Below are 13,917 nucleotides of genomic sequence, written 5' to 3' on the forward strand. Positions count from 1 at the left end.
ATAGTATGTGTTTATTAGGTTGTGATATCGGAAGCTCTTCGGTGAAGGCTTCGATTGTCGATAAGGATACGGGGCTGACGCTTGCCTCCGATTTTTATCCGAAAGAAGAGGCGGCGATTAAAGCCGTACGTCCCGGATGGGCAGAGCAGAATCCGGATGACTGGTGGATGTATCTGAAAGAAGCGATAAAAGGCGCGATTGCGAAGGCAGGCATCAAGGGGACGGAGATAGAGGCGATCGGCATCTCGTATCAGATGCACGGGCTTGTGCTGGTGGACAAGAAGATGCAGGTGTTGCGTCCGTCCATTATCTGGTGCGACAGCCGTGCGGTGATCTATGGCGAATACGCTTTCAAGGCGATCGGCGAAAGGCAATGCCTGGCGCATCTGCTGAACTCCCCCGGAAACTTTACGGCTTCCAAACTGGCATGGGTGAAGGAGTCCGAACCGCAGATATTCGGGCAGGTACATAAATTCATGTTGCCGGGCGACTTTATCGCCATGCGCATGACGGGCGATATCGTCACGACTGTTTCGGGGCTTTCGGAAGGAATCTTCTGGGATTTCCGGAATAATAGCGTTTCCGAAGACCTGATGGACTATTTCGGGTTCAGCAAGGAGCTGATTCCGGATATCCGTCCGACCTTCGGCGTGCAAGGGGAATTGCTCGGATCGGTCGCTTCGGAGTTGGGTTTGAAGAAGGGCACGCCGGTTACCTACCGGGCTGGTGATCAGCCGAACAATGCGTTGTCGCTGAATGTCCTGAATCCGGGTGAGATAGCTGCTACGGGCGGTACGTCGGGGGTTGTGTATGGTGTGAACGGCAAGGTGAACTACGACACGCTGTCCCGTGTGAATACGTTTGCGCATGTGAACCATTCGGCAGAACAGACGCGTTTAGGGGTCCTTCTGTGCATCAACGGGGTCGGAATCCTCAATTCGTGGGTGAAGCGGAATGTGGCTCCGGAAGGTATCAACTACCCTGCCTTGAACGAACTGGCGGCAACCGTACCTATCGGCTCGGAAGGCTTGTCGATCCTGCCTTTCGGAAACGGCGCGGAGCGTATGTTGCAGAACAAACAGGTGGACTGCTCCATTTACGGGCTGAATTTCAACATCCACAACAAAGCCCATATCGCTCGTGCCGCACAGGAAGGGATCGTCTTCTCTTTCAAGTATGGCATGGATATCATGAATGAGATGGGAATCGATATCGAGGTGATCCGTGCCGGTAATGCCAACCTGTTCCTAAGCCCGATTTTCCGGGATGCGCTGGCAGGCGTGACGGGGACGGTGATCGAGCTTTACGACACGAACGGGGCTGTCGGGGCCGCCAAAGGCGCCGGGATCGGTGCCGGTATCTATACGTCTGCCGAAGAGGCGTTTGCTTCCTTGAAAAAGATCGATGTGATAGAGCCGGACGGGCTGAAAGCGGACAAGTACTGCGGGGCCTTCGAGGTCTGGAAAGAACGGCTGGAGAAAGCATTGGCGTAATGAACGAAAGAATTGTATAATCAATTAAATACTTAATTATCATGAATTACTTTAAAGGTGAAAAAGAATTTTTTCCGGGAATAGGAAAAATAGAGTTTGAAGGACGCGAGTCGAAGAATCCGATGGCTTTTCATTACTATGATGAAAACAAGGTCGTAATGGGCAAGACGCTGAAAGACCACCTGCGTTTCGCTATGGCCTATTGGCATACATTGTGCGCGGAAGGTGCCGACCAGTTCGGGGGCGGAACGAAAACATTTCCTTGGAATGCTGCTGCGGACCGTATTTCCCGTGCCAAGTATAAGATGGATGCCGCTTTCGAGTTTATGACGAAATGTAACATCCCTTACTATTGTTTCCACGATGTGGATGTTGTGGATGAAGCGCCGACGTTGGCCGAATTCGAGAAGGACCTGCATACGATGGTCGAGTATGCCAAACAACACCAGGAAGCGACCGGGAAGAAGTTGTTGTGGTCTACCGCCAATGTGTTCGGGCATAAACGTTATATGAACGGGGCTGCCACCAATCCTTATTTCCCTGCTGTCGCTTGTGCCGGCACGCAGATCAAGAACGCGATCGATGCTTGTATAGCCTTAGGTGGCGAAAACTATGTGTTCTGGGGCGGACGTGAAGGGTATATGAGCTTGCTGAACACCAACATGAAGCGCGAAAAGGAACATCTTGCCATGATGTTGACGATGGCACGCGACTATGCCCGCAAGAACGGGTTCAAAGGTACTTTCCTGGTAGAGCCTAAACCGATGGAACCGACCAAACATCAATATGACGTGGATACGGAAACGGTTATCGGTTTCTTGCGTCATTATGGTCTCGACAAGGATTTTGCCATCAATATCGAAGTGAACCATGCCACATTGGCCGGACATACTTTCGAACATGAACTTCAGGCTGCCGCCGATGCCGGTATGTTGTGTAGCATCGATGCCAACCGCGGCGATTATCAGAATGGTTGGGATACGGACCAGTTCCCGGTTGACATCTACGAACTGACACAGGCTTGGCTGGTTATCCTCGAAGCGGGCGGCCTGACTACCGGAGGGACAAACTTCGATGCCAAGACACGCCGTAACTCGACCGATCTGGATGATATCTTCCTGGCCCATATCAGCGGTATGGATTCTTTTGCCCGTGCTTTGATGGCCGCCGCCGATATCCTGGAACATTCCGATTACAAGAAAATGCGTGCCGAACGTTACGCCAGCTTCGACCAGGGTGAAGGCAAGAAGTTCGAAGAAGGAAAACTCCTTCTCGAAGACTTGCGCACGATCGCCCTTGCCGGTGGCGAACCGAAGCAGATCAGCGGAAAACAGGAGTTGTATGAGATGATTATAAATCAGTATATTTAAAATGTAATAAAGGATATGTGCCAGAAAAGAACCTGGTGTTGATGGCACATATCCTTTGTGTTTTTTATTATGAAAAACAACAACAATTATATTTTTGGCATTACCCTTGTTGCGACATTGGGGGGATTATTATTCGGATATGATACGGCAGTGATATCCGGGACGGTCGAATCGCTGCGTAAATTCTTTATCGAACCTGTCGGATTACCATTGGATCAGGCAAATGCGCTTGAAGGGTTCGTTGTGAGCAGTGCCCTGATCGGTTGTATCTTAGGCGCTTCTTTTGCCGGCTGGATCAGCCAGCGGTATGGACGGAAACCTACACTTGTGCTGGCTGCCATCCTGTTCTTGTTGTCGGCAATCGGTTCGGCATGGCCGGAGCTGTTTGTCGGGCTGCCCGGTAGCGGTGACCATACGTACATGTACCTTTTTGTGTGTTACCGGATTGTCGGAGGGGTAGGAGTCGGTTTGGCTTCTATGGTTTCCCCGATGTATATTGCCGAGATGGCGCCGGCGGAGAAACGGGGAAACTTGGTGTCGTGGAACCAGTTTGCGATCATTTTCGGTATGCTTGTCGTCTATTTTGTGAATTACAGTATCGCGTTGCAGGGAGATGCCGCCTGGTTGCATGCGATCGGCTGGCGTTGGATGTTCGCGTCCGAGATCATCCCGGCTTTGCTCTTCCTGGTCCTTCTGATGTTTGTGCCGGAAACGCCCCGTTATTTGGTGATGCGTGGCAAAACGGATAAGGCCCTGTCGGTATTGGACCGTTTGATGGGAAAAGAAAAAGCGGCTCCTGAACTGGCGGAAATAAAAGAGAGTTTCAGGAAGCAGGAACCCTCCATGCGTCCCTATTTCCTGTTTATGGGGATGTGGCTGGTGCTGTTTCTGCTTTTGTACGGGGCGTTGGAACTGGCCGGCAATACGAGTGCTTTGGAGATCGCTTTGATCGGCAGTTTTTTTGTGTCGTTGGTCTTCCCGGTGCGTTCGTTCGGCATACTGATCATATTTGTCGGGGTCATGTTGTCCGGTTTCCAGCAGTTTGTCGGGATCAACGTCGTGTTGTATTATGCGCCGGAGATCTTTAAGACAATGGGGGCCGCTACCGATGCCGCCTTGTTGCAACAGATCGTGGTGGGAGCCGTGAACCTTTCCTTTACCGTGCTGGCTATCTTCACGGTCGACCGGTTCGGACGTCGCCCGCTGATGATTATCGGGGCATTGGTCATGGCTGTCTCGATGATGATCCTGGGGACGACTTTCTATACACATTCCGTCGGTATCGGCTCGCTGGTTTGCATGCTGGTGTACACGGCTGGTTTCGCGATGTCGTGGGGGCCGGTCTGCTGGGTATTGCTGGCGGAGATTTTCCCGAATACGATCCGCTCGACGGTGATGAGTATTGCCGTTGCGGGGCAATGGATAGCCAATTTTCTTGTCTCCTGGACTTTCCCGATGCTCGATAAGAACCAGTATCTGACTGATACGTTCAATCATGGCATGGCCTACTGGGTTTATGGTGTCATGGGGATGTTGGCCGCCCTGTTTATCTGGAAATTCGTTCCCGAAACAAAGGGCAAGACACTGGAGCAGATGGAACAATATTGGAAATAAATCCGTAAGTTTGCGTTCGAAAAGACAAGAATCGATGCGCATACTGAAAAAAATACTGATAGGAAGCCGGAACCTGTTGCTGTTCCTGTTTGTTTCCAGTTTGTTGGCTGTGGTGGCATATAAGTTCATTCCTGTTTACTACACTCCGCTGATGTTCATCCGGATGTACGAACAGTTTCAGGACGGTAAGCCCTTCAAGTTGGAACACAAATGGGTACCGATGAAAAAGATCGCCCAGCCATTGGCACAGGCGGTCGTGGCTTCGGAAGACAATCTTTTTCTCGACCATCACGGTTTCGATATGACGCAGATTCAGAAAGCCCGTGCCGATGCCGAGAAAGGCAAACGCGTACGCGGGGCGAGCACGATTTCGCAACAGACCGCTAAGAACGTGTTCCTATGGCCCGGAAGGACCTATTTGCGCAAAGGCATCGAGGCTTATTTTACCGTCCTGATCGAATGGATCTGGGGGAAAGAACGCATCATGGAAGTCTATCTGAACTCGATCGAAATGGGAGACGGCATCTATGGCGCCGAAGCAGTCGCACAAGCCCATTTCAAAAAGCCCGCCTATAAATTGACGAAGGCCGAAGCGGCTCTGATCGCCGCGACCTTGCCGAATCCCCGCAAGTTCAATTCGGCAAAACCTTCTCCTTATATGCTGAAGCGGCAGACGAAGATCATGTCGTTGATGGGAAAACTGCTTAAGATCGAAATGGGGTATGGCAGCGGTGAGCCCGACCCTGAATCAGGTAGCAGGAAAGTGCGTAAACGGAAGAAGCTCCGGGCGGAATCCGGCACGACGGTCCGTCTGATGGAAAAGAATATTCACAAAAGAACGATAATCATATGAGTCATTTTATATATCACGACCTCGGACGTATCGAATATGAGAAGGCCTTGGAACGCCAGACGGCTGCTTTCAATGCCCTTTTGGAAGCGAAAGCACAAGGCATGACCGGGGAAAACCGGTTGTTCTTCTGCGAACACCAGCCGGTACTGACGATCGGGAAGAGTGGCAAAGATGCCAACCTGCTGATTCCGGAAGAACTGCTCGTGCAACGGGGTATTTCTTTCTACCATATCAACCGGGGAGGGGATATCACGTATCACGGGCCGGGACAAATCACCGGATATCCGGTCTTCGACCTGGATGCCTGGAAGTTGGGGCTCAAGCAATACATCGACAGGCTGGAAGAAACGATTATCCGTTTTTTAGCTCTTTATGGTATTAAAGGGGAGCGGCTCGCGGGAGCTACAGGTGTGTGGATCGATCCCGATGTACCGGGAAAAGCCCGTAAGATTTGTGCGATCGGTGTGAAAAGCAGCCGTTTCGTCACCATGCACGGCTTTGCTTTGAATATAAATACGGACTTGAATTACTTCTCCCTGATCAATCCTTGCGGCTTTAAAGATAAAGGGGTTACCTCGCTTGAGAAAGAGTTGGGGGCGGAGCAGGATTTCGAAACGGCCAAAACACGTCTTCATTCACTCTTCACTGAAATGTTTCCGGAATGATGGAACCGTATGTCATTCATTTCGCCCCTTTGCAGGGTTACACCGACTCGGTTTACAGGGAAGCGCATGCACAAATATTCGGGGGAGTCGAGACCTATTACACTCCGTTTGTACGTCTCGAAAAGGGGGGCTTCCGTAATAAGGAGCTGCGGGATCTTGCACCGGAAGCAAATACATCCGCCTCGCTCGTTCCCCAGATGATCGCAGCCTCGCCCGAGGAGTTCCGCCGGATTGCCGGTTTGTTTCGTGAGTCGGGCTATCGGCGTGCCGATATTAATTTAGGTTGTCCTTTCCCTATGCAGGCACGACAACATCGGGGAGCGGGTATCCTGCCTTATCCGGATGAGGTGAAAGCGTTGTTGGAAACGATCTTTGAGTTTCCGGAGATACAGTTCTCGGTCAAACTGCGGTTAGGCTGGGATTCATCGGATGAGGCGCAGGCACTTCTTCCTTTTCTGAACGGGCTGCCCCTCACGCATCTCACGCTGCATCCCCGGATCGGCACGCAGCAATATAAAGGAGAGGCGGATCAGAAGGCTTTCTCCCGGTTTTACGATTCATGCACGCTTCCGCTTTTTTATAATGGCGATATCCGGACTTTGCCGGATATTCGTTCGTTAGTCGGACGCTTCCCCCGTTTGAAGGGGATCATGCTCGGACGCGGTCTGCTGTCTTCTCCTTGGTTGGCAACGGAATATATATCCGGTATCCCGCTTACTGCCCAGGAGAAGAAGGAAAAGCTGTCCGCTTTCCATGCCTTACTAATAGCGGGCTATTCTTCCCGTCTGGAGGGAGGCGAACATCAGATACTTGACAAGATGAAGACTCTTTGGGACTATCTGCTGCCGGATGCAGAGAAACGGCTCCGGAAAAAAGTCCTGAAAAGCTCCCGGCTGGCGGATTACCAGGAGGCGGTGAGGAATTTAATTTACGACACCTCGATCACCGCCGGACAATGATCCGAATGGACGGCCTCATTTAAGATATACGCTTTTTCCACCTGTGCTTTCATTGGTTCGCTGACCATGCAATAGTCGATGCGCCAGCCCTTGTTTTTGGCCCGGGCGCTGAAACGGTAACTCCACCAGGTATATTCTTGTTTGTCCGGGTTGAGGAGGCGGAAAGTATCGATGTAGCCGGCATCCAGGAAACGAGTCATCCATTCCCGCTCTTCCGGAAGGAAACCGCTGTTCGTCGCATTGCGTATCGGGTCATGGATATCGATCGGCTCGTGGCAGATGTTGTAATCCCCGCATAAGATCAACTTCGGACGCGACTTTTGCAACTCCACCACATAGTTCTGGAAATCTTCCAACCATTCCATCTTGAATGCCTGACGCTCGTCGCCGCTCGTACCCGAAGGGTGGTAAACGCTGATCACCGACAGATCCCCGAAATCGGCCCGGATGAAACGGCCCTCGTTATCGTACTTTTCGATCCCCATCCCATATTCCACGTGGTCCGGTTCGCGGCGGCTCAGGATCGCAACCCCGCTATAACCTTTCTTCTGCGCACTGAAAAGCCACGCTTTGTAGCCGAGCGACTCGAATGCTTCGGCCGGGTATTGGTCCGGTTGCAACTTGGTTTCCTGCAGACAAAGCACGTCGGGCTGTTCTTGTGCCAGCCATTCGGGCAATCCTTTTCCTACGGCGGCACGCAGGCCGTTTACATTGTATGTGATAATTTTCATCTCCAAATACTTATTTCAATGATATGGCAAATGTAATTGAAATCCATAATTCATCAGCCATAAATCATGATTTTTTATATTTGCAGTTGTAAACACCAAATATGCGCTTCGAGCAGATCACCTATTTATAAAGCAGCCAAAGCAGTAGCGGCATATAGTCTTTTAGTTCCGTACGGAGTATTTTCAGGGATTGGCAGATACGGTATGCAATAGTTTTAGGAGAAACACCTGTCCGGTCGGCGATCTCATTATAAGTAAGATGGTGGAAACGGTTCAGTTCGAACGCTTGTCTATAGTCCTCCGGGAGCTCCCGGATCGCTTTGGTTACCAAAGCGATCAATTCTCCTTCCAGATAAAAGTCCGGATCTTCAAACTGATCTTTGAATTTATCATATAATTTTTCCCTGACTTGTTGTTTGATTTGATTGTGGGTTATATTATTCAGGCAGCGGTTTTTAACCATCGTAAACAACAGGGATTTCAGGGACATTTCCGGATTTAAAAGGGTATGGTTTTCCCATACCCACATCATAACATCCTGTACAATTTCTTCACATTCGGATTCTGCTACGTATTGAGAGGCAAAGGCACATAGCCCCCTGTAATATTGTTTATAAACGGTGTCGAACATTTGTTCGTCACCGCTATTTAATTTGTGTATAGTTTCTTCGTTTTCGTAGACCACCAGGTTCTTTTTTATTGCAAACTTAATGAATTATTTTGAATAAAGAGCGATTCTTATTCAAAATAGAACAAATACTCCTTGGCTTTATTTTTTATCTTTCTTTCCTTGATTAGCTACTGCATCCATTAATTTTTTAATTTCTTCCGGATCACCGAGAAAATAATCGTTCACAAGATTCATATTATCGTCAAATTCAAATACGTACGGCACGGCTGTCGGCAGGTTAAGATGTACGATCTCGTCGTCCGGGATATTTTTCAGATATTTGATAATCCCACGCAGGCTGTTCCCGTGAGCGGCTACCAATATCTCGTCGGATGTTTCGAGCGAAGGGAAGATCACTTCTTTCCAATATGGCAAAATTCGTTCCACCGTATCTTTCAATGATTCGGTACGGGGGAGTTCGCTATCGGGTACATCTTTATAACGGAGTTCGAAACGCGGATTGCGCGGATCGTCTTCTTTCAGAGGTTGAGGGGCGATATCATAACTTCTGCGCCAGATCAGTACTTGTTCGTCTCCATATTTTTCAGCCGTCTCGCTTTTATTCAGTCCTTGTAACGAGCCATAATGCTTTTCATTCAGCCGCCAACTCTTTTCTACCGGAATCCAATCCTGATCCATCCGGTCCAGAACGCAATTTAATGTTTTAACAGCACGTTTCAGATAAGATGTGTACGCTTTGTCAAATTTGAATCCTTTTTCTTTCAATAAATCACCGGCCTTTGTCGCTTCCTCTACGCCTTTTTCGGTAAGATCAACATCTGTCCATCCCGTAAAACGGTTTTCTTTGTTCCAAACACTTTCGCCGTGGCGAAGTAAAACTATTTTTTTCATATGCTTAACTTTATAACTAACTGATTATTAATATAACAAATGAGATGATGAAAAAGATTTTATAAATTCTTGAAAAGAAATCGCTTTTTCGTTTAGTACATCCTTTTTCTGGATTGTATTAGTTATAGAAACAGGAAAAAAGATGACAATAGACGAAAACATATTAATCAAGTATCTGGACGGAACACAGACTAAGAGCGAACAAGCCGAGGTTGAAGCCTGGCTGGCGGAGTCGCCCGCAAATGAAAAGGTGCTCGAGCAGTTATATTTCACGTTACAAGTAACGGATCGCCTGCATGTCATGCAGTCTGTAGACCCTGAAATGGCGCTTGTCCGTTTTAAATCGAAAGTACGTAAACAAAATAAAAAAGTTAGGTTGTATAGGAATTTGTCTTTATTGCAAAAAGTAGCAGCAGTGTTGTTCATTCCGGTATTGATTTTATCTGCATATATGTTTATGCAGTTAGGACGTGAAAGGGTGCGCATGGTTGAAGTGCGCACCAATCCCGGAGTGGTTTCCCGCTTTGAACTGCCTGACGGCACGAAAGTTTGGCTGAATACAGGAAGTACACTGACCTATCCGCAGAACTTCTGGTCCGAAAGTCGCCAGGTGGAATTGACCGGACAAGGCTATTTTGAAGTAACGAAAGATCCGGAAAAGCCTTTCATCGTAAAAGTCGATCCGGCCTATTCGATAGAAGTTTTAGGAACCACTTTCGATGTGTCGGCTTACCGGGATGATGAGGTGATCGGGACCACATTGGTGGAAGGGTCTGTAAAACTGAATATTAATCAGAAAAACGGCAAAACGGTTTCCCAGCTTTTAAAGCCGGATGAAAGAGCCGAATTTTCGAAATCGACCTGCAAACTGAATATTACTTCTGTCAATACGGATTACGACACGGCCTGGATAAACGGTGAAGTCATTTTCCGTAACCATTCGATGCGACAGGTTTTAAAGATGTTGAGCCGCCATTACAATGTCAGGTTTGACGTGAAGGATAACGATGTGCTGAATTCGGTTATCACGGCGCGTTTCAAGGATGAGCAGTTGCCGCAGGTTATGGAATATCTCAAACTCGCTTCCGGTATTAAGTATAAGATACAGAAGCCGGTGATGAATACCGACAATACGTTGCAAATATCAGTAATAGAAATATCAAAATAAAAAATAGAGTGTATAACCATTTTAAATCGGATTGCCCATGAAGACATAAGAGGAATTAAAAAAACATACGGAAGAATGTTGACGCATTCCCCCGCATGAAAAGTCTAAAAAGCTGTTGACGCAGCTCACAAATAACTTTATTATAAATAATAAGCATCACAAAAATATGAATAAAATTGTAACCTTAGAAATTATAGGAAAGGAAAGTTACGCTTTTTTCCTAAAAATACCATTAGTTATGAGATTAAGTGTTGTATTTCTTTTTTTGAGTCTCGGCATTGCAGTAGCAAACAATTCCTATGCCCAGAATACCACTTTATCGTTGGAAATGTCGAACAGTACGATTGCCAACGTGCTGGAAGCGGTAGAGAATCAGACGGACTTCTCCTTTATCTATGATGCTAACGTGGTCAACATAAATAAGAAGGTCTCTGTCAGTGTAAACGAAAAAAATATCTTTGATGTACTGAATAAAATGTTCGGTAATAGCGATATCGCTTACACCGTTGTTAACAAAAAGATTATCCTGAATAAGAAAGAAACTGTCATGCAGCAACAGGGTAAACGCGTGTCGGGTGTGGTTGTCGATAAGAACAACGAACCGGTTATCGGCGCTAATATTTTGGTGAAGGGAACGACAAACGGGACGATTACCGATATAGATGGTAAATATACGCTCGACAATGTTCCAGCCGATGCCACATTGGTATTTTCTTATATCGGATTCGATTCGCAGGAGTTGAAATATGGCGGACAGGCTACTATCGATGTGACTTTGTCCGAAGATACGCAGAAGTTAGATGAAGTGGTTGTGACTGCCATGGGTATCAAGAAGAAAGCTGCTTCCTTAACCTATTCAAGCCAGCAGGTTGGAGGTGACGAACTGACACGTGCCAAAGATCCGAACATGATTACGGCATTGGCTGGTAAGACGGCCGGTGTGCAGATCAATAAGAACTCATCCGGTCTGGGTGGTTCGGCAAAGGTTTCGATCCGTGGTGTACGCTCTGCCAATGCAGATGCAAACAACCAGCCTTTATATGTGATCGACGGTGTTCCGATGTTGAACTCGATCAGCGAACAAGCCTCTTCCGCAATGGGAGGTAAAAATAACGGTGGTAACCGTGACTCCGGTGACGGTATCTCCAACCTGAACCCGGACGATATCGAAAGCATGAGTATCCTGAAAGGGGCTTCTGCTGCCGCCCTCTACGGTTCGCAGGCTGCCAACGGTGTGATCCTGATCACGACAAAGAAAGGTAAGGCTGGTTTGCAGCGCGTTACTTTCTCTTCCAACCTGACGGTCGATCATGCAATCAGTCTTCCTGAATTCCAGAACAATTACGGTCGTAAGGACGACCAGAGTTGGGGCAAAGATGGGAACCTGAAAGATTATGATAATGCAGGCGATTTTTTCCAGAATGGGGTAACGGCTATCAACTCGTTGTCACTGACAAGAGGTAACGATAAATTGCAGACTTATTTCTCTTATGCAAATACCAGTGCAAGCGGTATCGTAGAAAAGAACAAACTGCAGAAGCATAACCTGAACTTCCGTGAAACGGCACAGTTCTTTGACGATCGCCTGAATATCGATGCCAACGTCAATCTGATGACGCAGTCTATCAAGAACCGCCCGACCTCCGGTGGTTATTATATGAATCCACTGGTTGGGTTGTACGGATTTCCACGTGGCGAGGATATGGCTCCCTACAGAGATGAATACGAAACGATCGATTTCGAACGGAATATGCCGGTACAGAATTGGCATACGGCTATTAACAGTTTCGAGCAGAACCCCTATTGGCTGGTGAATCGTGTGACAAGCCGCGACAAGCGTTACCGTGCGTTGGCTTCATTGACTGCGGCCGTGACAGTTACAGACTGGCTGAAAATACAGGCTCGTGGGAATGTGGACTATACGAACGATAAGTTCCAGCAAAAAATGTATGCAACGACCTCGGTCGATATCGCCGGTACGAACGGTCGCTACATCGACCTGAACCATACGGAAATGTTGTTGTACGGAGATGTTATGGCTATGGTTAACAAGAAATGGAACGACTGGTCTTTGAATGCAGCCTTAGGTACAAGTATCAACAGTACGCGGGTAGACGAGTTACGCTTGGATTCCAAGACAGCTTCCCTCTATTATCCGAACGTATTTACTGTTGCCAATATCAATATGAACACATCGGCCGGCTGTGACGAGATCATCAACCAGCGCCGTACGCTCCAGTCTATATTCGCGACAGCCCAGGTGGGATGGAAAGAAAGCCTGTATTTGGATGTTACGGCCCGTAACGACTGGTCTTCCACACTGGCATTCACCAAACATAAGAATAAAGGTTTCTTTTATCCGTCAGTCGGTTTGTCATGGATCATGAATAATTCGCTCGATATGCCGGAATGGATCAACTTCGGTAAACTGAGAGGCTCCTGGTCTAAAGTGGGTAACGATATTCCTCTGTATGTAAGTAATCCTGTCGATATGATTGGTGCAGGCGGTAAGATCATCGTGAACGAAGCGGCTGCTTTCGATAACTTGAAACCTGAATTGAGCACATCCTGGGAAGTCGGTACGGAATGGAAGTTCTTCAATTACCGTTTGGATTTGGATTTCACTTACTATAAGACAAATACGAAGAACCAGTTGCTGAAGATGCCGTCGTTTGCAGGTGCACCGTATAAATATTATTACGTAAATGCAGGTAATATCCAGAACGAAGGTGTGGAACTAACGGTTGGCGTCACACCGGTTATGACGAATGATTTCCGTTGGAAGTCTTCATTCAATTTCTCAACCAACAAGAACAAAGTAGTGAAATTGCATCCGGACCTGAAATCGTTCGCTTATGGGGACGAGGGCTTCAGTATGATGTATATGATGCGTATTAAAGAAGGCGGTTCGCTGGGTGACCTGTACGGAAATGCTTTCGAACGCGACGAAGCCGGTAAGATCATTTTTGATGAAAACAATTTGCCGAATGTAAATACCGGTAATAATGTGAAGGTCGGTAATTCAAACCCGGATGCTTTGCTGGGATGGAGCAATACCTTTACTTATAAAGATTTCTCTTTGTATTTCCTGGTTGACTGCCGTTTTGGGGGTGATGTATTGTCTATCACACAGGCTGACCTGGATTCCAAAGGCGTGACACAGGCTACAGCCGATGCCCGTAATGCCGGTTTCATCGATTTGGAAGGTACACGTATTGAAAAAGAAAATATAGAAGCTTTCTATAGTCGGGTCGGCGGACGTAACGGATGTTCCGAATATTATATGTATAATGCTACAAACGTTCGTTTGCGTGAACTTTCTTTAGGCTATACGTTCCCGAGAAAATTGATGGAGAAATCGAAAGTGTTCCAGGATGTGCAACTCTCATTTGTTGCCCGTAACCTGTTCTTCTTCTATAAAGATGCTCCGTTCGATCCGGATGCCAGCTTGTCCAGTGGCAATGGCAACCAGGGTGTGGATGTGTTCGGTATGCCGACTACCCGGAGTTTAGGTTTTAATCTGAAGGTTTCATTCTAAAAAA

11 protein-coding genes are annotated in these 13,917 nt (G+C 47.6%); 8 read left to right on the plus strand and 3 right to left on the minus strand.

All coding sequences use genetic code 11. From position 1 onward, the window contains the following. The first annotated feature begins 5 nt into the window (after window positions 1-5). The 6 genes from ACW6QF_RS00830 (at window position 6) to ACW6QF_RS00855 (ending at window position 6,954) form a co-directional block, all read left to right on the plus strand. Window positions 6-1,493 (plus strand): xylulokinase, encoded by a 1,488-nt coding sequence (locus tag ACW6QF_RS00830; RefSeq protein WP_456086459.1) that lies wholly within the window; start codon window positions 6-8, stop codon window positions 1,491-1,493. A 41-nt stretch (window positions 1,494-1,534) separates the two neighbouring features. Then, the gene (gene xylA / locus ACW6QF_RS00835) at window positions 1,535-2,863 is read left to right on the plus strand and encodes a xylose isomerase (protein WP_298554763.1); all 1,329 of its coding nucleotides are present in this window, start codon (window positions 1,535-1,537) and stop codon (window positions 2,861-2,863) included. A gap of 69 nt (window positions 2,864-2,932) precedes the next feature. Further along, entirely contained in the window at window positions 2,933-4,477 is a 1,545-nt protein-coding gene (gene xylE / locus ACW6QF_RS00840; RefSeq protein ID WP_456086460.1) for a D-xylose transporter XylE, read from the plus strand. A 34-nt stretch (window positions 4,478-4,511) separates the two neighbouring features. Next, window positions 4,512-5,330: a monofunctional biosynthetic peptidoglycan transglycosylase gene (mtgA, locus tag ACW6QF_RS00845; RefSeq protein ID WP_456086461.1), complete on the plus strand. Its 819-nt coding sequence runs from the start codon at window positions 4,512-4,514 to the stop codon at window positions 5,328-5,330. Continuing rightward, a complete protein-coding gene (gene lipB, locus ACW6QF_RS00850; RefSeq protein ID WP_298554754.1) occupies window positions 5,327-5,995 on the plus strand; it encodes a lipoyl(octanoyl) transferase LipB in 669 nt (222 codons plus the stop codon). The genes mtgA and lipB overlap by 4 nt, the downstream gene beginning before the upstream one ends. Beyond that, window positions 5,992-6,954 (plus strand): tRNA-dihydrouridine synthase, encoded by a 963-nt coding sequence (locus tag ACW6QF_RS00855; RefSeq protein WP_456086462.1) that lies wholly within the window; start codon window positions 5,992-5,994, stop codon window positions 6,952-6,954. The genes lipB and ACW6QF_RS00855 overlap by 4 nt, the downstream gene beginning before the upstream one ends. Here the strand turns inward: ACW6QF_RS00855 and ACW6QF_RS00860 are convergent. From ACW6QF_RS00860 to gpmA, 3 genes are all read right to left on the minus strand, one after another. After that, entirely contained in the window at window positions 6,924-7,685 is a 762-nt protein-coding gene (locus ACW6QF_RS00860) for an exodeoxyribonuclease III (RefSeq protein ID WP_456086463.1), read from the minus strand. The two genes, ACW6QF_RS00855 and ACW6QF_RS00860, sit on opposite strands and share 31 nt — an antisense overlap. A 121-nt stretch (window positions 7,686-7,806) precedes the next feature. Then, window positions 7,807-8,370, minus strand: a complete 564-nt coding sequence (locus ACW6QF_RS00865; RefSeq protein ID WP_298554746.1) for an RNA polymerase sigma-70 factor — start codon at window positions 8,368-8,370, stop codon at window positions 7,807-7,809. Between the two features lie 84 nt (window positions 8,371-8,454). After that, a complete protein-coding gene (gpmA, locus tag ACW6QF_RS00870) occupies window positions 8,455-9,207 on the minus strand; it encodes a 2,3-diphosphoglycerate-dependent phosphoglycerate mutase (RefSeq protein ID WP_186930408.1) in 753 nt (250 codons plus the stop codon). 142 nt (window positions 9,208-9,349) lie between these two features. Between gpmA and ACW6QF_RS00875 the strand changes: the two genes are divergently transcribed. Together ACW6QF_RS00875 and ACW6QF_RS00880 are read left to right on the plus strand one after the other, a co-directional pair. Next, complete coding sequence (locus ACW6QF_RS00875) at window positions 9,350-10,375, plus strand: FecR domain-containing protein (RefSeq protein WP_456086464.1); 1,026 nt, start codon at window positions 9,350-9,352, stop codon at window positions 10,373-10,375. A gap of 238 nt (window positions 10,376-10,613) precedes the next feature. Next, complete coding sequence (locus ACW6QF_RS00880; protein ID WP_456086465.1) at window positions 10,614-13,913, plus strand: TonB-dependent receptor; 3,300 nt, start codon at window positions 10,614-10,616, stop codon at window positions 13,911-13,913. The last annotated feature ends 4 nt before the right edge of the window (window positions 13,914-13,917 follow it).

The organism is Parabacteroides sp., from assembly GCF_977054455.1.